Consider the following 23,425-nt stretch of genomic DNA (forward strand, 5'->3'; position numbering starts at 1 on the left):
CTGCATGGCTGCCTGGCACGATAACGCTGTGCAGCAGCCCCCCTCCGATGTCCGAAGTCGATCCAGCGTCCGACGGTTCGCCCTGGCCGTGCTCCTCCTGATCTGCATCCCTGTGCTCAGCGGGTGCCTTCGGGTCCAGGCGTCACTCGGCGTCTCACCCGACGACAGGGTGTCGGGACAGATCGTCGCCGCGACGGTGCCCGCGGACGACAACGACAAGGGCCCGGAGCTGATCCCGCCGGATTCGTTGACGTCGAAGGTCCGGGTGCAGGCGTACAAGCAGGACGGCTACGTCGGCAGTCAGGCCTTCTTCAGCGACCTGACCTTCGGCGAGGTGCAGCAGCTCGGGGCGATGTCCAGCCAGACCGGCAGCTCCATCCAGCTGGACTTCCGGCGCAACGGCGACGTCGTGGTCCTCGAGGGCAAGGCGGACCTCAAATCGGTGCCCGATGGCAGCGACGTCCAGTTCAGCGTCGCCTTCCCCGCGCGGGTGAACACCACCAACGGAACCCGCGACGCCGACTCCATCGTCACCTGGAAGCTGCCGCCCGGTGAGGTGAGCACGCTCCGCGCCGAGACCCGATACGCCGATCCGAGCACCCGCGGCTTCGCCGGCTGGGCAGGGATCGTCGGCGGTGTCACGCTCGGCGTCGCGCTCGTGGTCGGGGCGATGGCGTACTTCAACCGGCACCCGAGGCGCTGACGCACTGTGCGCGGGTTGCACCCCGATCGGGGTGCAACCCGCGCACGGGCGCGAAGCGCTATCTGACCGAACTGGCCAATCCGAGGCGCGCGAGCACCTCGCGGGTCGCGCGGGCGAAGTTCAGCGTGATGAAGTGCAGGCAGGGCGCGCCCTCGGAGATCAGCCGCTCGCTCATCGCGGTGGCGAGCTCGATGCCGATCTCACGGACCGCGGCGCGGTTCTCCTCGGGGCCGTGGCCCGCGGCGCGGTCCAGCCGATCCATGAGCTCGCGCGGCAACTGCGATCCGGACAGCTCCACCATCCGCTTCACCGAGCGCAGCGAGGTGATCGGCATGATCTCCGGGATGATCGGCTTGGCGCCCTGTTCGGCGTCGTACCGGGACACCCGGTCGCGCAGCCGCAGATAGTCCTCGACGTCGAAGAACATCTGGGTGATCGAGTACTCGGCCCCGGCGCGCAGCTTCGAGACCAGATGTTTGGTGTCGTGGTCGAGGTCGGGCGCCCGGAAATGTCCCTCGGGGAAGGAGGCGACACCGACGTGGAAGTCGCCGAGGTCGCGGACCAGCCGGACCAACTCCTCGGCGTACTCGACACCCTCGGGATGCCGGACCCACTCACCGAGCGGATCGCCCGGCGGGTCGCCGCGCAGCACCAGGATGTTGCTGATGCCGCGGTCCGCATAGGCGCCGACCATCGCACGCAGTTCGTCGACGCTGTGGCCGACGGCGGTCAGGTGGGCGACCGGGAGCAGCGTGGTCTCCTCGGCGAGGGCACCGGTGACCCGTACGGTCCGGTCCCGTGTCGATCCGCCCGCCCCGTAGGTCATCGAGACGAACGCGGGCTGCATCTGCTCGAACTCACGGACAGCGCGCCACAGACGCGCCTCCGCATCGGCATCGCGCGGCGGCGAGAACTCCACCGAGAAGGGAATCCGCCCGCCGCTCGAACCGATCCGGTCCACGATCGACGGGGTCTGGGTCACCCAGCCCTCGCTTGACCGTCCCCTGACGGCATCGAATGTCACCCGACAATCATAGTGGCGGGCAGCGAGGGCGACTTCGACGGACCACTAGGGTGAGGGTGTCGATCACCTTCCCAGGGCAATTCCCGGGGCAATCACCGAGGAGGACACCCTGTCCGCCCACGCCGCCTCCCCCGAGGCCACCGAGTCACTGCCCGCCGCTGTCGAGACGGCGCTGCGCGAGTTCTTCGACAGTCGCAGGCCGATCACCGATGCCGTCGGAGGCACGTTCACCGACGCCACCACCGCGCTGGAGGCCTTCGTCCTGCGCGGCGGCAAGCGGGTTCGGCCCGCGTTCGCCTGGACGGGCTGGCTGGGCGCCGGTGGCGACCCGACCGGCCCCGACGCCGCCGCGGTGCTGCGGGCCTGCGCCGCGCTCGAGCTGGTCCAGGCGTGCGCCCTCGTGCACGACGACATCATCGACTCCTCCCGCACCCGCAGGGGCTTTCCCACCCTGCACGTCGAGTTCGGCGACCGGCACCGCTCGGGCGGATGGTCCGGCGAACCGGCGAAGTTCGGTGAATCCGTGGCCATCCTGCTCGGCGATCTCGCGCTGGCCTGGGCGGACGACATGGTCCGCGAGTCCGGGGTCGACGCCGCCGCCCAGGTCCGGCTCGGTCCGGTGTGGTCGGCGATGCGCACCGAGGTCCTCGGGGGCCAGTACCTGGACGTCAGCACCGAGGTGACCGCAGATGAGTCGGTGGCCGCGGCGTTGCGGATCAATCGCTACAAGACGGCGGCGTACACGATCGAGCGACCGCTGCACCTGGGCGCCGCCCTCGCCGCGGCCGATCCGGATCTGATCGCCGCCTATCGGGAGTTCGGCACCGACATCGGGATCGCCTTCCAGCTCCGCGACGACCTGCTCGGGGTGTTCGGGGACCCGGAGGTCACCGGGAAGCCCTCCGGCGACGACCTGCGCGAGGGCAAGCGGACCGTGCTGTTCGCCGAGGCCCTCCTTCGTGCCGACGCAGGCGACCGGGGCACGGCGGACGTGCTGCGACGCAGCATCGGCACCGATCTCACCGAAGAGCAGGTGCAGCGGCTGCGCGCGATCATCACCGATCTCGGCGCGGTGGACGAGGTCGAGCGCCGCATCGACGAGCTCACCGCCAGGGGCCTGCGCGCCCTCGACACGAGCACCGCAACGGAGCCGGCCAAGCAGAGCCTGCGCGCGATGGCGCTGGCCGCCACCCGTCGTACGGCCTGATCGGCGTGGGCCTGCGCACGGTCCCGGGGCGCACCGATCACGTGGTGGTCGTCGGGGCGGGTTTGTCCGGACTGTCGGCCGCGCTGCACCTGCTGGGCACCGGCCGCGCGGTCACCCTTCTCGAACGTGACCGGTCGGTGGGCGGCCGGGTCGGCGTGTACGACGGCCCGGGCTACCAGATCGACAGCGGCGCAACCGTTCTCACCATGCCGGAGCTGGTCGCCGAGGCGCTCGCCGCGGTCGGGGCCGACTTCGGGTCGGTGTCCCCGCCGCTGCGTCTGCACCGGCTGGACCCGGCCTATCACGCCCGATTCGCGGACGGCGGGCCGATCGCCGTGCACTCGGACCCCGACGCGATGGCGGCGGAGGTCGCCCGGGCGTGCGGTCCCGACGAGGCCGGCCGCTACCTCCGGCTGCGCTCCTGGCTGGAACGGATCTTCGCGGCCGAGTTCGACCGGTTCATCGACGCGAACTTCGACTCGCCGCTCGATCTGGTCGGCTCGCGCGCGGCCCTCGCGGACCTGTCGACGCTGGTCCGGATCGGCGGCTTCGGCAGGCTCGGGCCGCGGGTCGAGAAGTACCTCCGCGACCCGCGGCTGCAGCGCATCTTCACCTTCCAGTCGCTCTACGCGGGGTTGAGCCCGGCGCGGGCGCTCGGCATCTACGGCGCGATCGCCCACATGGACACCTCGATGGGCGTGTACTTCCCCGACGGCGGCATGCGGGCGATCGCCGAGGCCATGGCAGGCGCCTTCACCGCCGCGGGCGGCACGCTCGCACTCGGGACCGAGGTGAGCCGAATCGACTACAGGAACGGTCGGGCGACCCGGGTGATCGCCGCCGACGGATCGGGGTTCGAGGTCGACGCCGTGGTCCTGACCGCCGACCTCGGCGGCGGGAGTGCCCTGCTCCCGCGGCGGACGTGGCCGCGACGGCCGGTCCGGCACTCGCCCTCCGCGGTCGTCGCGCACGGCACCATCCCCGCCTCCGTCGCCGCGCGCTGGGCCGACTCGGGCCACCACACCATCGACTTCGGTGCGGCCTGGGAGCAGACGTTCGCCGAGATCACCGCGCGCCGCGGTCGCGGCAGGCTGATGAGCGACCCGTCCCTGCTGATCACCCGCCCGGCGGTCACCGACCCGGGACTGCTGATCGACCGTGACGGCGTGCCGCACGAACCACTGTCGGTGCTGGCGCCGTGCCCGAACCTGCACAGCGCCCCGCTGGACTGGGCCGCTCTCGGGCGGCCGTACGTCCGCGAGCTGCTCATCGAGCTGGAGCGGCGCGGCTACACCGGGATCGCCGAGCGGTTCCGGGTGGACCTGATCGACACCCCGCAGACCTGGGCCGACCGCGGGATGTCCGCGGGCACCCCGTTCGCCGCCGCGCACACCTTCGCGCAGACCGGACCGTTCCGGCGCGGAAACCTCGACACCGGAGCCGAGAACGTGGTGCTCGCCGGGTCCGGGACCACACCGGGGGTCGGGGTGCCGACCGTGCTCGTCTCCGGGAAGCTCGCCGCCCAGCGGATCGCGGGCGAACTGCGTGCCAGGTCACAGACACACCCCGGCGATCAAGGCGTTTCCCGCTGTGGAACACCGAGCCACTAAACTAACCACCTGTCCACGCATTCGGCCGACGGGTCCTGCCCGGCCGGACCGCGCTCAACGCACAGCCATGGGGGAAGATCCGCACCGATGACGTCCCCACTTTCCGCTGCTGACAGGCAAACCGGCGACAGCAACGGCCAGGACCCGAGCGCCGGGCGGCTCCGGGCGGTGGCCGGGTTCGCGCGCAGCGAGGCGGGGCATGCCGCGATCCTCGGGTTGGTCGGCGCGTCGATGATCACCTTCGGCGGTTTCGGCTCGGGCAGCGTTCGGCGTGAGGATCCGCTCCTCGAGGCGCTGCACCTGTCCTGGCTGCGCTTCGGGCACGGCCTGATCCTGTCGACGATCCTCGTCTGGGTCGGCGTGCTGTTGATGATCGCGGCGTGGGTCCGGCTCGGCCGCTGCACGCTGCGCGGCACGACCACACTGCACGAGCTGCGCTGGGTGGTCCCGGTGTGGACGGCCCCGCTGCTGCTGTCGGTGCCCATGTTCAGCCGGGATGCCTACTCGTACCTGGCGCAGGGCGCGCTGCTGCGGGACGGCTTCGACCCGTACGCGGTCGGCCCTGTGGTCAATCCCGGCATCCTGCTCGACAACGTGAGCAACGTCTGGACCACCACCACCGCGCCCTACGGCCCGGTGTCGCTGCTACTCGGTCAGGGCATCACCTCGATCACCGGGGACAACGTGATCGCCGGGACCATGATGCTCCGGCTGACCATGCTGCCCGGCCTGGCGCTGATGGTGTGGGCGCTGCCGCGGCTGGCCCGTCAGCTGGGCGGCAACCCGTCGATCGCGTTGTGGCTGGCGGTGCTCAACCCGCTGGTGCTGATCCACCTGATCGGCGGCGTGCACAACGAGCTGCTGATGGTCGGTCTGATGGTCGCCGGCGTGACGCTGGCGCTCGACCGCAAGCACGTGGCCGGCATCGCCATCGTCACCCTCGGCGTCGCGGTCAAGGCGATGGCCGGAATCGCGCTGCCGTTCATCGTGTGGATCTGGATGTACCACGAGCGCGAGAAGGCCAAGGCCGAAGGTCGTGAGCCGGCCGCTCCGATCGCCCTGTTCGCCCGCACAGCGGGCGCCGGTTTCGCGATCTTCGTCGCCGTTTTCGCCGTCTGTTCGGCGGTCGCGGGCGTCGGCATCGGATGGCTGACCGCGCTGCAGGGTTCGGCGAAGATCATCAACTGGCTCTCGCTGCCCACGATGCTTGCGCACTTCGTCACCGTCGGTACGTCGCTGTTCGCCGACCTGCGGCTGGGCCCGGTGCTCGAGGTGACCCGGATGCTGTGCGCGATCGCGCTGGTGGCGATCCTGCTAACGGTGTGGTGGCGGTTCCGCAGCACGCCGAGGCAGGCCGTGCTCGGCATCCTGGTCGCGTTGGTCGCGATCGTCGTGCTCTCCCCCGCCGCACTGCCCTGGTATTACTCGTGGCCGCTGGCGATCGCGGCGGGCTTCGCGATGTCCACAACCACCCTGATGATCCTGGTCGGCCTGTCCACCTGGCTGATGCTGGTCTTCCAGCCGGACGGCTCGATCGGGCTGTACACCCTCGTGCACGTGCTGCTCGCGACCTTTGCGGCGATCGTCGCGGCCAAGTCGCTGGTGACCGTCGATCCGCTGCGGTTGCGCTCCACGCCTGCCGTCGCCGACGCCGCGGACACCCGTTTCGGCGCCGGGGCGGCCACCGGCCGGGACTGAGATGACGACGCTGGACGACCGTGCGGTGGCGAGCGATCTCGGAACCGCCTACCGACACTGCGAGCGGCTGGCCGCCGAGCACGGCCGCAGCTATGCACTCGCCACCCGGCTGCTACCCGAACAACGCAGGCCTGCCGTGTACGCGCTGTACGGATTCGCCCGCACCGTGGACGACCTCGTCGACATCGACGCGCCTGCAGGCCGTCCCGCCTCCGATTGCCTGGCCGAACTCGACAGAATCGAATCCGAGCTGACGGCCGCCGTCGCGGGCACCCCGACCGACGACCTCCGGCCGGTCGTGCTGGCGGTGGCTGACACCATCGGCCGGTACTCCATCCCGCTCGATCACTTCACCGCGTTCCTCGGGTCCATGCGGATGGACCTGCCCGGCGCGCCCGGTTTCCGGGCCGTCTACACCTCGATGGACGAGCTCCGCGAGTACATGCACGGCTCAGCCGCGGCGATCGGGAGGCAGATGCTGCCGATCCTGGGCACGGTGACCCCGCTCGCCGAGGCCGAGCCCGCGGCCGCCGCGCTCGGCGAGGCCTTCCAGCTCACCAATTTCATCCGTGACGTCGGCGAGGATCTCCTGCGCGGACGCATCTACCTGCCGTCGGAAGAGCTGTCCCCGTTCGGCGTGGACGACGACCTCCTGCGCCACTGCCAACGCACCGGCGCAATGGACCCCCGGGTCACCCGGGCCCTCGCCCATTTCGTCGCACTGAACCGGTCCGGCTACCGCGATGCGCGGCCGGGACTTGCACTGCTCGGGCCGCGGGCCCGGCCCGCGATCACGGCCGCGTTCGACCTGTACTCCGCGATCCTCGACGAGATCGAGGCGAGCGGTTACCGGGTGCTCGACCGGCGGGCGGTCGTGCCAGTGCGGCGGCGGCTGACGCTCGTCGCGCCGCGACTGCTGGAGTCCGCGGTCGCGGCGGCCCGCGGTTAGGGCTTCTCGAGCCCCTGCGTGCGGGCGCTCACCGAGCGGCCGAGGGCCGCGACCTCGGCGTCCATCTGGGGCAGCAGCACCGGCGCGACCTTGCGGATGTCGCGTTCGGCGAGCGGGGTCTGCACCAGCGGCCGCAGCCAGCGCAGCGCACCGACCCAGCCCGGCACGTTGATCCGCTTCGCGCGCTTCTCGATCCCCGTCACGAAGCGACTGCCACACGCCTGCACCGACGTCGTCTTCCCCAGCGGACCCGGCAGCGCGGCCAGCATCTTGGTGAACGCGGGCAGGTCGGCCTTGGCGTCCTGCACAAGCGGGGTGTCGATCCACGCCATGTGGGCGGATCCGACGTCGACACCCAGATGAGCGACCTCGAGCCGCAGGGTGTTGGCGAAGTACTCGGACCCGGCCTTGGACGCGTGGTATGCCGCCAGCCCGGGAGACGCGGTGTACGCCGCGAGCGACGAGACGACCAGGACATATCCCCTGCGCTCGATGATCGAGGGCAGGGCCGCGCGCACCGTGTTGAAGACGCCGACGAGGTTCACGTCGATCACGCGCCTGAAGGTGGCCGGATCGACCGCCAGGATCGATCCATAACTCGCGATGCCCGCGTTGGCCATCACGACGTCGATGCCACCGAAATGCTCGACACCTTGCGCGACAGCCGATTCCATCGACGGGAGGTCGCACACGTCGGCGATGACGGTCAGCGCGCGGTCGGGACCGCCCAGGTCCTCGGCCAGTGCGCGCAGCGGCTCAGCATCCAGGTCGGTCAGCACGAGCCTCGCGCCCTTGGCGTGCAGCCGACGGGCGACCTCCGCACCGACACCACGCGCGCCGCCGGTGATGAGGACAACCTTGCCGTTCATCGATGTCATGGCGGAAAGCGTAGTCCCGGAAGCCCCGGCGACTGGCTCATCGAATCGACGCGCCTAGAAGGCCATCGCCTGGGCGCGGCGAACCACCTCGCGGGCGAGGTCGGTGTGCAGCGCGTCCACCGGGGCGCCCGGCAGGGTCTCGTCCTCGGTGAACAGCCAGCGCAGGATCTCCTCCTCGCTGTAACCGCCGTCGCGCAGGACCACGAGCAGACCGGACAGCAGCCGGACCACCTCGCCGTCCGCGGTGAAGAAGGAGGCGGGCACGCCGATGACGCCATCGCGGCGCACGGCGACCAGCTCGCCGTCGCGGAGCATCTGGTGCACCCGGGTGACGACGATTCCGAGCAGTTTGGCCACATCCGCGAGCTGCAGCAGCTCCACGGAGGGATCGAGGACGTCGTCGCTATAAGGGATTGCACTCACACCGGTAACGGTATCGGGTCGGTGCGCGGTACGTCATGGGCGGTCCGCGCGATCGCGGCCACCGCGCCGTCGGCACCGGGCGGGCGCCCCGCTGGCTACCATCGATGCGGACATTGTCGAAACTGCTGCGGTGGATCACCGAGCAGAACAGAAACGGGGTAAGCGCGGGTGGGGCCAGGAGATCAGGCGCTGATCGGCACACTTCTCGACCGCCGCTATCGGGTGGACTCCCCGATCGCGCGCGGCGGGATGTCGATGGTCTACCGCGGCCTGGACATGCGGCTCGACCGGCCGGTCGCGATCAAGGTCATGGACCCGAAGTTCGCGCACGACCCCCAGTTCGTCGCGCGATTCGAGTTCGAGGCCCGCGCGGTGGCCCGGCTGACCCATCCGGGGCTGGTCGCCGTGTACGACCAGGGCGTCGACGGCGAACACGCGTTCCTCGTGATGGAGCTGGTCGCGGGCGGGACGCTGCGCGAGCTGCTGCGCGAGCGCGGCCCGATGCCGCCGCACGCCGCTGCCGCCGTCACCGGACCGGTGCTCGATGCGCTCGCGGTCGCGCACCGCGCGGGCCTGGTGCACCGCGACATCAAGCCGGAGAACGTGCTGATCTCCGACTCGGGCGAGGTCAAGATCGCCGACTTCGGCCTGGTTCGCGCGGTCGCGGGATCCAACGCCACCTCGAGCAGCGTGATCCTCGGGACCGCCGCCTACCTCTCCCCCGAGCAGGTCACCACCGGCAACGCCGACGCCCGCAGCGACGTGTACGCGACCGGTGTGTTGCTGTACGAAATGCTCACCGGCCGAACGCCGTTCACCGGCGACAACTCGCTCTCGATCGCCTATCAGCGGATCAACGCCGACGTGCCGAGCCCGGGTTCCCAGATCCCCGGGGTTCCGCCGGAGTTCGACCAGCTGGTGCTCGAGGCGACCGCCCGCGACCCCGAGGAGCGGTTCACCAACGCGGGCGAGATGGCGGCGGCGCTGCGTTCGGTGAGCCACCAGCTGCAGTTGCCCGCCTACCGGGTACCCGCACCGCGACGATCCGCGCAGCACCTCAGCGCGGCCATGCAGGTCGCGGGCGCGCTGCTGCCGCCCGCGACGACCGCGGCCGGACCGAACGACGCGACGACGGCACTGGCATCGGCCGCCCCGACCGCGGTGCACCCAGGCATCCAGCACGCGGGCCCGCAGCCGACCAAGGTGGTCACCGACCTGACCGCGCGCCCGCCGGAGTTCCCGCAGCAGGAGATGGACCCCGGCGCGACGCGGCAGCACCGTCGTGACCCGGCCCAGTACGAGTTCCCGGATTTCGCGGCCGAGCGTCAGCGCTCGCGCCGCACGATCATGGTGTGGCTGCTGGTGATCCTGCTGCTCGGGGTCGCGGTCGGATTCGGCGGCTGGTGGATGGGGTCCGGCCGGTACGCGGCGGTGCCCGCCATCGACGGCCTCGACCGTGCCTCGGCCACGTCGACGATCGAGGCCGCGGGGCTGAGCACCGAGACCCGCGGCGAGTACTCGAACAGCGCCCCCGTCGACACCCTGCTCGGCACCGATCCCGCCGCCGGGTCCCGGGTGCCGAAGGAGTCGGTGGTGGCCCTGCTGGTGTCGCTGGGCAGGCCCGCGGTCCCCGAGCTCCCCGCGGGCGGCGACCCGGATCAGGTGGACCGGGTGCTGCGCGAGCGCACCTTTGTACCCGTCGAGGGCGGTGAGGCCTTCAGCACCAAGGTGCCCAATGGCGGTGTGGCGGCGCTGAAGCCGGGTCCGGGCACGCTGCTCGATGTCGGGTCGCAGGTCCAGATGATCCGGAGCAAGGGTTCGCCACCGGTCCGGATGCCGGACGTCCGCGGCACGTCAGCCGACGAGGCTCGGGCCGCCCTGGACGCCGTCGGGATCACCGTAGGCGAGACCTTTGAGGAGTTCGACAGCGGCATCGACGGCGGCGACGTGATCGGCACCGACCCGTCGAGCGGCACGGAGGTCGGGGCCGGATCGAGCGTCACCCTGATCGTCTCGACCGCGGTCCGGCTGCCGTCGATGCTCGGGCGCTCGGTGGGCTCGGCGCGCGACGAGCTCACCGGCCTCGGCCTGGTGCCTCAGGTCAGGCAGGTCACCGACTCCGACCGGTCGCTTGTCCTCACCCAGAGCCCCGGCCCAGGAACCCGGGTCGAAGCGGGCACCACCGTGTCGCTGGTCGCGGTGCCGTAGCGAGGAAGGCTCCGCCCGACTTCGACAGCGGACGCCACCACATTTCGTCGACTGCCGTCGTGTCTCCGATTCGAAACTTGACCGTACAAACAACTGAACGATCGGTACGGTCACCTGCCTCATACAACAGTCGGAGGCAAGTTGTTTCGAACACCGCGCGCCTTGGTCCTGGCGTGCTCGCTGATCGCGTTGATGTCGTGGTTCGGAACCGTTGTGGCGGATGCCGATCCGCTTCCCGAGAGCTTCACCTACTCTGCGGGCTTCGCGAACGAACGGACCAATCCGGGCGGCTCGTTGCCCGGATCCAACGACTTCGGATGCAAGCCAACGGAAGCCCACCCGCGACCGGTGGTGTTGGTGCACGGAACGGGCGGCGGACAACAGATCACCTGGGGCGCGTATGTCCCGATGCTCAAGAACGCAGGCTACTGCGTATTCGCCCTGACCTATGGCGCCATTCCCGGACCTTGGCCGATTTCCGCGATCGGCGCGATGAAGCCGATCGAGAACAGCGCACAGCAACTGGGAGAGTTCATCGATCGGATCCTGGCCACGACAGGGGCTTCGACGGTGGACATCGTGGGTCATTCGCAGGGCACTCTCGTGCCGGCGTACTACGCGAAGGTCCTCGGCGGGCACTCTAAGATCACCGACTACGTGTCTCTGGCTCCCCTCTGGCTGGGAACGAAAGTGTCCGGCGGCGACGGGCTACCCCTGCTCTTCGAACGATTGGGGCTTCCGGACAGCGCGTTCCCGATCTGTCAGGCATGCGGCCAGTTCGTCGCCGGATCCAAGGTGGTCAACAGGGTCAATGCCGACGGGACCCCCTATCTCAAGGGCATCACGTACACCAACATCGGCACCCGATACGACGAACAGGTGGTGCCGTACACCCAGGGTATGGTCCCCGGCCTGCCCGGCTACGACGTCACCAACATCGTCGTCCAGGACGGCTGCGAACAGGACACGTCGAATCACATCGAGCTCACCGGCACCAAACGGGCGGCCTACATGGTGCTCAATGCCCTCGATCCGGCCAATCCGCGTGAGGTGCCGTGCGGAGGAGAGTGAATCGCCGCACCGCCCGCACGGGTGCGCACTCCTTCTGACGCCACACCCCGTCGAACGCCCTGTGAAGGCACGATGCCGGTGATCCGGTCCGCCCGCGACCGGGACCGGGACCACTCACCGGACGGCCGCCCCCACGAGCTCCTCGAGGTAGCAGGCGACTCCGTCTTCGTCGTTGCCTGCCAGGATGCGGTCGGCAAGCGCCCGCACCTCCGGCAGCGCGTTCGACGGGCACAGGGCGGTCCCCGCCCACGCCAGCATCGGGACGTCGTTGATCCCGTCGCCCGCGACGGCGACCTCGTGCGCCCCGATCCCGTCGACCGCGCACAGCTCCGCGAGAGCACTGGCCTTCGACACCCCCGACGGGGCCATCTCGACGTAGGGCGCGCCCGAATGGGTCAGTTCGACGCCGTCGACCCCCGCCACGACGGCGGCGCGGTACAGCTCCGTGCTGGACACCTCGGGGTGCCGCACCACGATCTTCACCATCGGCTCATCCAGGGCGGGCAGCCGCTCCGAGAGGGCCATCTCGTGGGGGTGCCTGTGGTGATCGGCGAACTCGCACAGCGCGGCGTACTCGGGTTCGGCGACGAAACTCGTCGGGCCGACATTCGCGAACACCACCCCCGGCATGAGCGTCCGCACCCGGCCCATCGCCGTCGTCGCGGCGGCCGTCGTGATCGAGGTCGTCGCGGTGACGAGCGCGCTGCCGTCTGCGAGATCGAGAACGACCGCACCGTTGGCACAGATCGCCCTGCCGCGAAAGCCGCACTCGAGCGCGAGTTCGTGGACGGAATGGCGCGCTCGCGCGGTCGCCCACACGATCTCGATCCCGGACTCCGTCGCCGCCGCCATCGCCGCGGCGGTCCGGCGTGAGATCGTGCGGTCCGACCGCAGCAGGGTGCCGTCGAGATCGGTGGCGACGATTCGAATACGAGTCACTTCCGACATGATGCCAGCCGCCGCCAGGCGCCGCAGGCCCGCCCATCCGGGCTTGCGGCGCCCGGCTCAGTCCTGCGGGCGGAAGACCGCGAACGCGCCGCCCTGCGGGTCCGTCAGGACCGCGAACCGACCGGTCTCGGGGATGTCGGTGCCCGGCACGTGCACGGTCCCGCCGAGACCCGTCGCATTCTCGACCGCGGCGTCGACGTCGTCCACGCCGAAGTACAGCGCCCAGTGCGGCGGAATGCCCTCCGGGAAGTCCTCGCCCATCGCCATCATGCCGCCGAAGTCGGTGCCGCCGAGGCCCCACTGGGTGTAGCCGTCACCGGCGGTGACCGTCCAGCCGAACACGGTGCGGTAGAACTCGATCGCCCCCGCGGTGTCGCGGGTACGCAGCTCGATCCAGCACAGCGCCCCGGTCTCGTTCAGCCGGGCTGCGCCGTGGAACTCACGGCCCTGCCAGATCGAGATGACCGCCCCCGCCGGGTCGGCGAGCACAGCGAACCGGCCCAGGTCGAACACGTCCATCGGCTCGGCGATGACCGAACCGCCTGCCTCCGCGGCCGCCCGCGCGGTCGCATCCACGTCGGCCACCGCGATCGAGGCCGTCCACGCCACGGGCTGGCCCTCCTGATAGAGCGGGCTGGCGGCGGCCACCGGGTCCTGGTCGAGCAGCATCATCGTGTAGCCACCCGCTTCCGGGTTCGGATCCGTTTCCGGCTTCCAGCCGAGCAGCGCGCCGTAGAACTGTCCGGCCGCCGCGACATCGGTCGTGCCGAGCTCGGCCCAACACGGGCTACCCAGCGTCGGTTCGGTGATCTTCATGGTGTGTCCCTCACTGCGATGGTTGGGTACGCGATTCGATCGCCCCGACCGTAACGCCGACCACCGACACCGTCGCGTCAACGTAGGCGGCCCGCACCCGGGCAGGGTACGGGCCGCTGTGCGGGATCCGATGGCTCAGCCGCGCAGCATCTCCGCCACGAGGAAGGCCAGTTCGAGGGACTGCTGGGTGTTGAGCCGCGGGTCACACGCGGTCTCGTAGCGGCCCGACAGGTCCAGGTCGGAAATGTCCTGCGCGCCGCCGAGGCACTCGGTGACGTTCTCGCCGGTCAGTTCGACGTGGATGCCGCCCGGGTGGGTGCCCAGCCCGTTGTGCACCTCGAAGAAACCCTGCACCTCGTCGACGATCCGGTCGAAGTGCCGGGTCTTGTAGCCGGTGGACGCCTCGTGGGTGTTGCCGTGCATCGGGTCGCACTGCCAGATCACCTGGTGGCCGGTGGCCTGCACCTTCTCGATGATCGCGGGCAGCAGGTCGCGTACCTTGCCGTTGCCCATCCGCGAGATCAGGGTGAGCCGGCCGGGCTTGTTGGTCGGGTCGAGCCGCTCGACGTACTCGACCGCCATCTCCGGGGTGGTGCTCGGGCCGATCTTGAGACCGATCGGGTTCGCAAGCATCTCGGCGAACGCGATGTGCGCGCCGTCGAGCTGCCGAGTCCGGTCGCCGATCCACAGGAAGTGCGCCGACAGGTCGTACAGCTTCGGGTGGTCGTCGTCGTTGTCGAGCCGCAGCATCGCCCGCTCGTAGTCGAGGACGAGCGCCTCGTGGCTGGCGAAGATCTGCGCCTGGTGCAGGCTCGGGTCCGTGACCCGGCACGCGTTCATGAACTGCAGGCCGCGGTCGATCTCGGCGGCGAGCGCCTCGTACCGGGCACCAGCGGGGGACGAGGCGACGAACTCCCGGTTCCAGTCGTGCACCTTGTGCAGATCGGCCATACCCGCGCCGGTGAGCGCGCGGACCAGGTTCATCGCGGCGCTCGCGTTCGCATACGCGCGGACCAGGCGGGACGGATCGTGGACCCGCACCGACTCCTCGGCGACGAGCGAGTTCACCATGTCGCCCCGGTACGACTGCAGCCCGAGCGAGTCGATGTTCGACGAGCGCGGCTTGGCGTACTGGCCGGCGATCCGCGCGACCTTGACGACCGGCAGACTCGCCCCGTAGGTGAGCACGACGGCCATCTGGAGCAGGGTGCGGATGTTGCCCTTGATGTGCGGTTCGGTGTTGTCCGCGAACGTCTCAGCGCAGTCACCGCCCTGGAGCAGGAACGCCTCGCCGCGGGCGACCTCGGCGAGGTTGTCCTGCAGCGCCTCCACCTCGCTCGCGACCGTGATCGGCGGCACGCTCTCGAGCACGGTGCGCATCGCGGCCGCCCGGTCCTCGGGCCAGTTCGGCTGCTGGGCGGCGGGCTTGCTCAGCGCCTCATCGAGCTTCTGGCGCATCGCAGCGGGCAGCGGCGGAAGTTCGGGCAAGCGGTCGATCGGAACGTCGACAGTCCAGTTCACCAATACAGGATATTCGCTCTGTCGAACGCGACACGCAAAGGGGCCATCAATTCAGCGAATCGCGAGTGCTGCCCGGATCGCCTCGTACTTGACCAGGTTGTGCCTGGCATCGGCCAGCGCGTCGTGCGCGTCGGCCGGAGCCGACGGCAACGCGGGCGACCCGCTGTCCTCCCAGTACTGCCGCAACTCGCGGGTGAACCGCGGCAGCGAGCGCGGCAGCGCGGTCATGTCCCCCCATAACTGGCAGAGCGCGACGTGGTCGTATGCCGCGATCCAGGCCCACAGCTCCGGCGTGACACCGGGGCGAGGAACGAGGAACTTGAGCAGGTCGTCGCGGATCTGGGCGCGCGAGCGCCACAACGGCGAGGACGGCTGCGGGAGCTTCGGCAGGACGTTGGCTCGCACCCACTTCCCCGCCTTGGTGGGGTCGAACTCGGTGGAGACGGCATAGAACTCTCTGCCGTCCTCGGCGGCCACGCCGATCGAAACCAGGTCGATTGTGCGACCATCCTCGATGAACTCGCAGTCGTAGAAGTAGCGCACCCGGGCAGACTATGCCGCCCGGCACTGCCCCACGACCACCGCCCCCGACCGAAGGACAATTGGTGCCTGGCCAGGATCAGACCGCTCCCAGCGACCACGTGAGCACCGACACACCGGCGACAGACACCGCGGCGGCACCGGCGGCGGACGACGCCGATCGAGAGCCGGCAGGTGCTGGTACGGGAATCCGGCGCCTCCTCGCCGCGCCCGCGGCCCGCGTCTGCATCCTGATCGCCGCGGCGATCGGCGTGATCTACAACCTCGTCGGCTTCCCCGGCCTGCGACATCTCGGCAGCTACTACCGGATCGATCTCGACGTGTACCGCATCGGCGGCACCGCGCTGGCGAACGGCGTCGCGCTCTACGGTCCGATGCCGCCGACCGAGCTCGGCAAATCGCTGCCGTTCACCTATCCCCCGCTCGCCGCGATCGTGTTCAGTCCGATGTCCGCGATCAGCCTCGGCGAGGCCAGCACCGCGTTGACAGTGCTCTCGCTGGTGCTGCTCTTCGCGACCGCGATCGTTACCCTCACCTCCATCGGAGTGCTGCCGGAACGCACCCTGCTGTGGACGGCGGGCGCGGCGTTCGCCGGGGCGCTGGCGCTCGAGCCGGTGTACTCCACCCTCGACTACGGCCAGATCAACATCGTGCTGATGGCCCTCGTCGCCGCCGATTGCCTGCTCAAGAAGACACCGTGGCCGCGCGGCGCGCTGGTCGGGCTCGTCGCCGCGGTCAAACTCACGCCCGCGGTGTTCGTGCTCTACTTCCTGCTGCGCAAGGACTTCCGAGCCACCGCGGTCACCGCGGTGAGCTTCCTCGCGGGCACAGCCATCGGCTTCGCGGTCTCGTTCACCGATTCCAAGCAGTACTGGACCGACACCCTCATCGACTCCAACCGGATCGGCAGGCCCGCCTACCCCGCCAACCAGTCGATCACCGGCATGCTGGCCCGCCTCGGCCTCGACCCCTCGATGCGGACCCCGCTGTGGATCCTGGCGAGCGCGGCGGTTCTGATCGTCACCGTGCTTGCCGCACGCCGGGCGCTGGCGGCGGGCATGCCCGCCCTCGCGCTCACCATGACGGCGCTGTTCGGACTCCTGGTCTCCCCGGTGTCGTGGTCACACCATTGGGTGTGGGTGGTCCCGACCCTGCTGATCCTCGGGCACCTCGCCTACACGCGCCGCAGCGTCGGCTGGGCGCTGTGGGTCGCGGCGGGAGTGGCGCTGTTCGTGGTGGCCCCGCACTGGCGACTGGCCCCCGGCCGGACCAGCGGCCTCGGCTGGCCGCTGTGGGATCAGTTCCTGGCGTCGTCGTACGTGTGGTGGGGCCTGGTGACGCTGGTGCTGGTCGCCGCGGTGGGCGTCACGGGCGGGGCGAAGCGGAACGCCGACGACGAGCGGTCGCGGGTGCCCGCCCCGGTGGCCTAGCCGGCCCGGTGGCCTAGCTCGCCCGGGTGTCGGGGATCCGGTCGGCGGCGGGCGCGGGTGCGGCCGTCGCCGTCTCTGCGGGCTTGTTCTTGAGCGTGGCCGCGTAGATGTCGACGTACTCCTGACCGGAGAGCGCCATCAGCTTGTACATGACCTCGTCGGTGACCGCGCGCTCGACGAAGCGGTTGCCACCCATGCCGTTGAAGCGCGAGAAGTCGATCGGCTCGCCGACCTTGATCACGATCTTCGCGAAACGCGGGAAGCGCGAACCGATCGGGTTGAGCTTGTCGGTGCCGATCATCGCGACCGGGATGACCGGCACGCCGGACTGCAGCGCCATCCGCGCCATGCCCGTCTTGCCCTTGTACAACCGGCCGTCAGGGGAACGGGTGCCCTCGGGGTAGATCCCCAGCAGCTTGCCGCCGCCGAGCACCGTCATACCCGCGTTGAGTGCGTCCTGGGCCGCGTCGGCCCCGGTCCGGTCGATCGGCACCTGGCCGACCGCGGAGAAGAACCACCGCTGGAATCGGCCCTTCAGACCGGTGCCGGTGAAGTACTCGCTCTTGGCCAGGAAGGTGATCCGGCGCGGCGACTTGAGCGGCAGGTAGAACGAGTCCATCACGGCCTGGTGGTTGCTGGCGAGGATAGCCGGACCCTTGGTCGGAATGTGCTCGGCGCCTTCGATAGTCGGGCGGCCGAGCACCAACAGAATCGGTCCGAGAAGAATGTATTTGACCAGCCAGTACCACATGGCGCCCTTCCCGAGATCATCAGTGCTCACGCTATGTTTCTTGTGTGATGACTGTACTCACGGCCGGTGGATGTGACCACCGGAGGGGCACACCGGCCACCGATGCCCGCGCGAGCGGGGTCAGGATGCCAGTTCCGCGCGAGCGAGTTCGGCCACGCCGATCATGCCCGCTGCCTCGCCGAGCTGGGTCCGCCGGATCCGGGCCAACGGGCGATGCCCGGATCCGGTGATGAGCGTGGCGTAGTGATCGCGCGCGTCGTCGAGGAAGAGCGGAGCCGAACTGGCGACACCGCCCGCGATCACCACGAGGTCGGGGTCGTAGACATCGCTCGCCATCGCGAGCCCGACACCCAACCAGCGCGCGAACTCCGCCATCGTCGCCATCGCCACCTTGTCGCCGTCCTGCGCCGCGCCCGCCACCCGGCGACCGGTGAGGCCGCCCGGGTTCCTCGCCACCTCGCGCGCCAGGATCGTCGACTCGGCGGGATTGGCCGCCAGCAACTCGATCGCGGTGTCCACGAGCGCGGTACCGCTGCAATACCGCTCCCAACAGCCGCGCTTGCCGCAGGCGCAGGGGCGTCCTCCTGACATCACCTGGACGTGCCCGAGCTCGGGTGCCACCCCGTGGCTACCGCGGTAGAGCTCGCCGCCGATCAGCAGGCCCGCACCGATCCCGGTCCCGATCGACATCATCAACACGTTGTGCCCGCCTGCCGCGGCGCCGAACCGGTATTCCGCCCATGCCGCCGCATTGGCGTCGTGCTCGAGGATCACCGGCATGCCGAGGCGATCACTGAGGTCGTGGGCGACCGGGGCGTCAACCCACGGCAGGTGCGGCGCGAAACGCACCGTGGACCGGTCCGGGGTGATGAAGCCCGCCACCGCGAGGCCGACCCCGACGATCTCGTGCCGCCCGCAGAGCTCCCGGACCGCGCGGTCGAGCCCGTCCTCCAGCGCCTGCGCCGACAGAGGGGTCGGCGCGAACGTCGAGTCGAGGACCTGACCGTCGGCATCGACGACCGCCGCCCTGATGCTGGTTCCGCCGACGTCGATACCGATCGTGAGTGCGGTCCGACCGCCGATGCGCGTGCCCATGGTCACCGATTGTGCTCGACCTGAACCGAGATCGGGACGAACTTCGGGCGAGCCCCCTGCTCCTCCGCGCCGGGGCCGGCCGCCGGCCCGTCCGGCCCGCCGTCGGGGTCGGGATGCGCCCCGTGCTCCTCCAGGATCTGCCGGAGCAGGGCGAGCAGCACCGCGGCCTGCGAGCCGAGCAGGGTGATCAGGTCGTGCTGCTCACCCCTGGCCAGCGCCGCAAGCGCACACACCGGGCACCAACTGCACCCGTACGGCCCCGGCTCGCCGCCGTCGGGGTTCGCGGCGGCAGCGGCGGCCTCGGACGCCTTCTGCAGCAGCGGTTCCAGCCGATCGAATGCCGCGTGCGTGAGCGCCCGCAGCTCGGCGACCAGGTCCGCGTGATCGTCGCTCACAGCGGCCAGACCTGCGGATCGGGCCGGAACCGGACGACGAGGTCGCCGTCCTCGAACTGGGCGCCGACCGTGGTGCAGCGACGGAGCACGGACGCCAGCCTGACCCTGCGCCTGACCCCTGCCGCGCCGACCACCAGGTCGTCCTCGACCCGGCCGAGGGTCAGCGTGGACGGGTCGACCAGGGGCATGCGCAGTCGCAGCGCGTACACCGATTCCACCCCCGACCCTGACTCCAGTTCCACCCTCGCCACCGTCGAATCGTCGTCCGCGGCGGTCAGCGGATCGACCCCGGCCGGATACAGCGCGTCGGCGAGCGCGGCGAGAGAGTCAAACCCTACCGGCTCGAGGACGTTCTCGTCGGCCGTGCGGACCGGCAGCCCGTCGAGCGCGGCCGCCAGCGAATCCAGCTGCACACGCTCGCGCTCGGCACGCTCCGCAAACCAGCGAAGCGCCGGATGGTCCACGCCGTTGTCCGGAACCGGATCATGTTGCGGCAGAATCTTGTTCACGATCACGCCATCGACTCGTAGGCCGAGCACGGACATCGCTGCCGCGGTTCGCCGCGCCTCGGCCACGCCGACCGCATCCGCGGTGAGCACCATTCGCGCGCAGGTGTTCTGCCGGTCCGTGAGCATCGCCCTGACCGGCAGGGTGAAGTCACTGAGACGGTCGACCAGCAGCGCGGCGATCGCCTGCCAGCGCTGCGCACCCGGCACCGTGGCCCTGAGGTATCGGGGCCAGATCCGTTCGAGATAGTCGTGCACCATGTCCGGAACCGTCAGCAGACGCAGCAGGTCACCGGTCGGCGGGCAGTCGACCAGCACGGCGTCCCACTCCCCTCCGTGCGCGAGCCGGGCGACCTCGGCCAGCCCGAGCAACTCCTCGGCACCGGGCAGTCCCGTCAGTTCCTGCGGGTCGGGCAACGACAGCGCAGATCCGTGCTCGTGATCGGCGCCACTGGGGATCAGCGCCGACAGCGCGACCAGTCGGTCCTCGAGCAGGGCCAGGGTGTCGAGTTCGAGCGCATCGAGCCCCTCGGCCACGGCGAGGACGCCGGTGCCGGATGCTGCGGCCGTATTCTCCAGCGCGAGGACCTCGGTCAGCGAGTGCGCCCGGTCGAGCGAGATGAGCAGGACGCGGTCTCCGGTGCGCGCCAGGGCAATCGCGGTCGCCGCCGCCAGTGTCGTCTTCCCGACGCCGCCCTTTCCGATGAAGAACCGGATCTGGGTGTTCGCGTCGGAGCCGCGCCCGGTCAGCCTTCGACCCTCTTCTTCAATTCCTTGAGGGCGGTGTCGGTGATCGCCTTCTCGGCCTTGCGCTTGAACAGCCCGATCATCGGGATGTTCAGGTCGACGGTCAGCTCGTAGGTGACCGTGGTGGTCCCGTCCGGCTGGTCCTCGAGGGTGTACGAGCCGTCCTGCGACTTCTGGATCTCGGCTGAGGCCAGCGACCAGCGCACGGACTTTCCGTCCTGCGCCCAGTCGAAGTCGAGTTCGTAGGTGTCCTTGACCATCCCGGCATCCAGCACGAACCGCACCCGACGCGCGCGACCGTTCGACCCGCGGGCGAGCACCTCGACTGACTTCGCCGCGGCCACCCACTCGGGGTACGCGTCGTAATCGGCGATCACGTCCATCACCCGACCCGAAGGAGCGGCGATGCTGATCGACCTCTTGGTCTTGTCGGCCATGCGACCAACGCTTCCTTTCACTCCAGGACAGCCACGAAGGCACTCGAACCCATCACACACGAAACAGATGCGCGCGCACAACGACCGGCCGCACCGCGCGACCCGTCGGGCGGGCGATCACCTGGGGGTCGGCGACTCTCCCGCAGGACGGCCTGCCTCGAGCTCACGCTTGGTGCCGAAGGCCATCACCTTGCCCGCAACGCGACGCGCCCGGGTGAGGGCCCCGAGATCGAGCTGGGCCAGTTCCGCTGGGCCTGCGCCGGTCGGCTCGGCGTGCAGAAAGTAGTGCACGATCGTGCCGTCGAGCTCCGGCTCCAGCCAGACCTCCATGGTTCCGGTCAACGCGCCCGTGACCGTCCAGCGAATCCCCTTCTCGCCTCGGTCCTCCCGCACGCTGATCTGGAGATCCGGCCACCAGCGGCGCCATTTCGACACCACGCCGATCGACTCCGCGACCGATGCCGGCGGCGCCGCGATGAAGGTCTGGTCCGAGACCTGAATGCTGCTCACCGGATTAGCTTCACACACTCCGCGCGGCGGGTGCGGGCCAGGGCCGATCAGCACGGGTTAAAGTGGAACCGCAGCAAAACCTACTCGTCAGTACACCGCAGTGCCGGAGGTCTTCGTGCGTGAATTCAGCGTTCCGTCAACTTTCACCATCCCTGAGGACGCGTCCGCCGTCGACTCGGTGTTCACCCATGCGGCGAACACACCCAGCCTGACCGTCTTCACTCGCCTGACCGACGGCACGTGGACCGATGTGTCCGCGGCCGAGTTCGCCGACCAGGTCGCCGCCGTCGCCAAGGGCCTGATCGCATTCGGCGTCCAGCCAGGCGATCGGGTCGCCCTGATGTCCTCCACCCGGTACGAGTGGCAGCTGATCGACTTCGCGATCTGGGCCTCGGGCGGCGTCACCGTGCCGGTCTACGAGACCTCCGCCCCCGAGCAGGTCCGGTGGATCCTCGAGGATTCCGCCGCCGTCGCACTGTTCGTCGAGAACGAGGGCCATTCGAAGGCACTCGAGCAGGTCGCGGCCGAGTCCCCGGCCCTGCGCAAGGTGCTGCAGATCGAGGGCACTCCCGGAGCGGTGGCCGAGCTGGTCGCGCTCGGCGCCGACGTCAGCGACGACGAGGTCCGGTCCCGCGCCGACGCGCTCAAGGCGAGCGACCCCGCGACACTGATCTACACCTCCGGCACCACCGGTCGCCCCAAGGGCTGCCAGCTCACCCACTCCAACCTCATCGCGGAGTCGCGTGGCATCAGCACCTCCGGATTCGGCGAGCTGCTGCGCCCGGGCCGTCGCACCCTGATGTTCCTGCCGCTGGCGCACGTGCTCGCCCGCGCGGTCTCCCTTGCGGCCTTCGACGCGGGCGCCACCGTCGGCCACACCTCCGACATCCCGAATCTGGTCCCCACCTTCGGCACCTTCAAGCCCGACTTCATCCTGTCGGTGCCCCGGGTGTTCGAGAAGGTCTTCAACACCGCCCGCCAGAAGGCACACGCCGAGGGCAAGGGCAAGATCTTCGACAAGGCCGCCGAGGTCGCGGTCGAGTGGAGCGAGGCCCAGGACACCGGCGGCGCCGGCTTCGGCCTCAAGGTCAAGCACGCGGTGTTCGACAAGCTGGTGTACTCGAAGCTGCGTGCCGCGCTCGGCGGTCAGTGCCAGCTCGCGATCTCCGGCGGCGCCCCGCTCGGTGCCCGCCTCGGCCACTTTTTCCGTGGCATCGGCGTGACCATCTTCGAGGGCTACGGCCTGACCGAGACGACCGCGGCCGTGGCGGTCAACACGCCGGGTGGCCAGAAGGTGGGAAGCGTCGGAAGGCCGTTGGCGGGCAACGCGGTTCGCATCGCCGAGGACGGCGAGATCCTGCTCTCCGGCCCGGTGGTCTTCGGCGGCTACTGGCGCAACGAGGCGGCCAGCGCCGAGGCGCTCGAGGACGGCTGGTTCCACACCGGCGATCTCGGCTCGGTCGACGCCGAGGGCTACATCACGATCACCGGGCGCAAGAAGGAGATCATCGTCACCGCAGGCGGCAAGAACGTCGCCCCCGCGCAGCTCGAGGACCAGCTCCGCGCGCACCCGCTGATCAGCCAGGCGCTCGTGGTGGGCGACCAGAAGCCCTTCATCGGCGCCCTGATCACGGTCGACCCCGACGCGTGGACGGGCTGGAAGCAGCGCAACAGCAAGCCGGCCGAGGCCACCGTCGCGGATCTGATCGCCGATGCCGACCTGATCGCAGAGGTCGATGCGGCCATCGCGGAGGCCAACAAGTTGGTCTCGCACGCGGAGTCGATCAAGAAATACCGGATCCTGCCGGTGGACTTCACCGAGGAGACCGGCGAGCTCACGCCGACGCTCAAGCTCAAGCGGAACGTCATCCACAAGAGCTTCGCGAACGACATCGAGGCCATCTACGCCAAGTAGCAGGCGGCTCCGCCGCCCGTGCGCGGTTGACGAGTGCAGGCAC

General features: G+C 69.9%; 22 protein-coding genes. 9 read left to right on the forward strand and 13 right to left on the reverse strand.

All coding sequences use genetic code 11. The annotated features are described in order from the left end of the window. Nucleotides 1-4 precede the first annotated feature (4 nt). Nucleotides 5-703 (forward strand): LppM family (lipo)protein, encoded by a 699-nt coding sequence (locus ACWFRB_RS02600; protein ID WP_452638599.1) that lies wholly within the window; start codon nt 5-7, stop codon nt 701-703. A 58-nt stretch (nt 704-761) separates the two neighbouring features. On the opposite strand, the gene metF is transcribed toward ACWFRB_RS02600, so the two are convergent. Then, nucleotides 762-1,685, reverse strand: coding sequence for a methylenetetrahydrofolate reductase [NAD(P)H] (metF, locus tag ACWFRB_RS02605; RefSeq protein ID WP_452638639.1), 924 nt, complete (start codon nt 1,683-1,685; stop codon nt 762-764). Between the two features lie 133 nt (nt 1,686-1,818). Between metF and ACWFRB_RS02610 the strand changes: the two genes are divergently transcribed. The 4 genes from ACWFRB_RS02610 (at nt 1,819) to ACWFRB_RS02625 (ending at nt 7,191) form a co-directional block, all read left to right on the forward strand. Then, a complete protein-coding gene (locus ACWFRB_RS02610; RefSeq protein WP_452638640.1) occupies nt 1,819-2,934 on the forward strand; it encodes a polyprenyl synthetase family protein in 1,116 nt (371 codons plus the stop codon). Further along, complete coding sequence (gene crtI, locus ACWFRB_RS02615; protein ID WP_452638642.1) at nt 2,934-4,544, forward strand: phytoene desaturase family protein; 1,611 nt, start codon at nt 2,934-2,936, stop codon at nt 4,542-4,544. Before ACWFRB_RS02610 ends, crtI begins: the two co-directional genes overlap by 1 nt. Nucleotides 4,545-4,631: 87 nt before the next feature. After that, nucleotides 4,632-6,242, forward strand: coding sequence for an alpha-(1->6)-mannopyranosyltransferase A (locus tag ACWFRB_RS02620; protein ID WP_452638601.1), 1,611 nt, complete (start codon nt 4,632-4,634; stop codon nt 6,240-6,242). Nucleotide 6,243: 1 nt separating this feature from the next. Continuing rightward, nucleotides 6,244-7,191, forward strand: coding sequence for a phytoene/squalene synthase family protein (locus tag ACWFRB_RS02625; protein ID WP_452638603.1), 948 nt, complete (start codon nt 6,244-6,246; stop codon nt 7,189-7,191). On the opposite strand, the gene ACWFRB_RS02630 is transcribed toward ACWFRB_RS02625, so the two are convergent. Both ACWFRB_RS02630 and ACWFRB_RS02635 read right to left on the reverse strand, forming a co-directional pair. Further along, the gene (locus ACWFRB_RS02630; protein WP_452638605.1) at nt 7,188-8,069 is read right to left on the reverse strand and encodes an SDR family oxidoreductase; all 882 of its coding nucleotides are present in this window, start codon (nt 8,067-8,069) and stop codon (nt 7,188-7,190) included. The genes ACWFRB_RS02625 and ACWFRB_RS02630 overlap by 4 nt on opposite strands. Nucleotides 8,070-8,123: 54 nt before the next feature. Next, nucleotides 8,124-8,492 carry an Rv2175c family DNA-binding protein gene (locus tag ACWFRB_RS02635; RefSeq protein WP_452638607.1) on the reverse strand — a complete coding sequence of 123 codons (369 nt, stop codon included), beginning with the start codon at nt 8,490-8,492 and terminating at the stop codon, nt 8,124-8,126. Nucleotides 8,493-8,660: 168 nt separating this feature from the next. Between ACWFRB_RS02635 and pknB the strand changes: the two genes are divergently transcribed. After that, on the forward strand, nt 8,661-10,700 hold the full coding sequence (gene pknB, locus ACWFRB_RS02640; RefSeq protein WP_452638609.1) for a Stk1 family PASTA domain-containing Ser/Thr kinase: 2,040 nt from the start codon (nt 8,661-8,663) through the stop codon (nt 10,698-10,700). Between the two features lie 192 nt (nt 10,701-10,892). Continuing rightward, the gene (locus tag ACWFRB_RS02645; RefSeq protein ID WP_452638643.1) at nt 10,893-11,771 is read left to right on the forward strand and encodes an esterase/lipase family protein; all 879 of its coding nucleotides are present in this window, start codon (nt 10,893-10,895) and stop codon (nt 11,769-11,771) included. Between the two features lie 114 nt (nt 11,772-11,885). On the opposite strand, the gene ACWFRB_RS02650 is transcribed toward ACWFRB_RS02645, so the two are convergent. The 4 genes from ACWFRB_RS02650 to ACWFRB_RS02665 all read right to left on the reverse strand — a co-directional run bounded on the left by ACWFRB_RS02650 (nt 11,886) and on the right by ACWFRB_RS02665 (nt 15,599). Beyond that, complete coding sequence (locus ACWFRB_RS02650; RefSeq protein ID WP_452638611.1) at nt 11,886-12,710, reverse strand: HAD family hydrolase; 825 nt, start codon at nt 12,708-12,710, stop codon at nt 11,886-11,888. Nucleotides 12,711-12,776: 66 nt separating this feature from the next. Continuing rightward, complete coding sequence (locus ACWFRB_RS02655) at nt 12,777-13,535, reverse strand: VOC family protein (protein WP_452638613.1); 759 nt, start codon at nt 13,533-13,535, stop codon at nt 12,777-12,779. 135 nt (nt 13,536-13,670) lie between these two features. Further along, the gene (locus ACWFRB_RS02660) at nt 13,671-15,056 is read right to left on the reverse strand and encodes a class II 3-deoxy-7-phosphoheptulonate synthase (RefSeq protein ID WP_452638615.1); all 1,386 of its coding nucleotides are present in this window, start codon (nt 15,054-15,056) and stop codon (nt 13,671-13,673) included. 51 nt (nt 15,057-15,107) lie between these two features. After that, entirely contained in the window at nt 15,108-15,599 is a 492-nt protein-coding gene (locus ACWFRB_RS02665; protein WP_097212158.1) for a polyadenylate-specific 3'-exoribonuclease AS, read from the reverse strand. A 185-nt stretch (nt 15,600-15,784) separates the two neighbouring features. Between ACWFRB_RS02665 and ACWFRB_RS02670 the strand changes: the two genes are divergently transcribed. Then, a complete protein-coding gene (locus ACWFRB_RS02670) occupies nt 15,785-17,026 on the forward strand; it encodes a glycosyltransferase 87 family protein (protein WP_452638644.1) in 1,242 nt (413 codons plus the stop codon). A 13-nt stretch (nt 17,027-17,039) separates the two neighbouring features. Here the strand turns inward: ACWFRB_RS02670 and ACWFRB_RS02675 are convergent, their stop codons facing one another. The 6 genes from ACWFRB_RS02675 to ACWFRB_RS02700 form a co-directional block, all read right to left on the reverse strand. Further along, nucleotides 17,040-17,777, reverse strand: coding sequence for a lysophospholipid acyltransferase family protein (locus ACWFRB_RS02675; protein ID WP_452638645.1), 738 nt, complete (start codon nt 17,775-17,777; stop codon nt 17,040-17,042). 120 nt (nt 17,778-17,897) lie between these two features. Beyond that, the gene (locus ACWFRB_RS02680; protein WP_452638618.1) at nt 17,898-18,872 is read right to left on the reverse strand and encodes an ROK family protein; all 975 of its coding nucleotides are present in this window, start codon (nt 18,870-18,872) and stop codon (nt 17,898-17,900) included. A gap of 2 nt (nt 18,873-18,874) precedes the next feature. Beyond that, nucleotides 18,875-19,267, reverse strand: coding sequence for a hypothetical protein (locus ACWFRB_RS02685; RefSeq protein ID WP_452638619.1), 393 nt, complete (start codon nt 19,265-19,267; stop codon nt 18,875-18,877). Then, nucleotides 19,264-20,544 carry an ArsA family ATPase gene (locus ACWFRB_RS02690; RefSeq protein ID WP_452638646.1) on the reverse strand — a complete coding sequence of 427 codons (1,281 nt, stop codon included), beginning with the start codon at nt 20,542-20,544 and terminating at the stop codon, nt 19,264-19,266. Before ACWFRB_RS02690 ends, ACWFRB_RS02685 begins: the two co-directional genes overlap by 4 nt. Next, nucleotides 20,520-20,957, reverse strand: coding sequence for an SRPBCC family protein (locus tag ACWFRB_RS02695; RefSeq protein ID WP_452638621.1), 438 nt, complete (start codon nt 20,955-20,957; stop codon nt 20,520-20,522). Before ACWFRB_RS02695 ends, ACWFRB_RS02690 begins: the two co-directional genes overlap by 25 nt. Before the next feature lie 117 nt (nt 20,958-21,074). Continuing rightward, the gene (locus ACWFRB_RS02700; RefSeq protein WP_452638622.1) at nt 21,075-21,467 is read right to left on the reverse strand and encodes a polyketide cyclase / dehydrase and lipid transport; all 393 of its coding nucleotides are present in this window, start codon (nt 21,465-21,467) and stop codon (nt 21,075-21,077) included. A 115-nt stretch (nt 21,468-21,582) separates the two neighbouring features. On the opposite strand from ACWFRB_RS02700, the gene ACWFRB_RS02705 reads away from it, so the two are divergent. Continuing rightward, nucleotides 21,583-23,382, forward strand: coding sequence for an AMP-dependent synthetase/ligase (locus ACWFRB_RS02705; RefSeq protein WP_452638623.1), 1,800 nt, complete (start codon nt 21,583-21,585; stop codon nt 23,380-23,382). Nucleotides 23,383-23,425 lie beyond the last annotated feature (43 nt).

It is taken from the genome of Rhodococcus sp. NPDC055112 (assembly GCF_053607505.1).

What these genes read in the sequence shown, in the direction of transcription:
- ACWFRB_RS02600 (WP_452638599.1), top strand. Translation starts at nt 5, where the DNA reads ATGGCTGCCTGGCACGATAACGCTGTGCAGCAGCCCCCCTCCGATGTC.
- ACWFRB_RS02620 (WP_452638601.1), top strand. Translation starts at nt 4,632, where the DNA reads ATGACGTCCCCACTTTCCGCTGCTGACAGGCAAACCGGCGACAGCAAC.
- ACWFRB_RS02625 (WP_452638603.1), top strand. Translation starts at nt 6,244, where the DNA reads ATGACGACGCTGGACGACCGTGCGGTGGCGAGCGATCTCGGAACCGCC.
- ACWFRB_RS02630 (WP_452638605.1), bottom strand. Translation starts at nt 8,069, where the DNA reads ATGACATCGATGAACGGCAAGGTTGTCCTCATCACCGGCGGCGCGCGT.
- ACWFRB_RS02645 (WP_452638643.1), top strand. Translation starts at nt 10,893, where the DNA reads ATGTCGTGGTTCGGAACCGTTGTGGCGGATGCCGATCCGCTTCCCGAG.
- ACWFRB_RS02655 (WP_452638613.1), bottom strand. Translation starts at nt 13,535, where the DNA reads ATGAAGATCACCGAACCGACGCTGGGTAGCCCGTGTTGGGCCGAGCTC.
- ACWFRB_RS02675 (WP_452638645.1), bottom strand. Translation starts at nt 17,777, where the DNA reads ATGTGGTACTGGCTGGTCAAATACATTCTTCTCGGACCGATTCTGTTG.
- ACWFRB_RS02680 (WP_452638618.1), bottom strand. Translation starts at nt 18,872, where the DNA reads ATGGGCACGCGCATCGGCGGTCGGACCGCACTCACGATCGGTATCGAC.
- ACWFRB_RS02695 (WP_452638621.1), bottom strand. Translation starts at nt 20,957, where the DNA reads ATGGCCGACAAGACCAAGAGGTCGATCAGCATCGCCGCTCCTTCGGGT.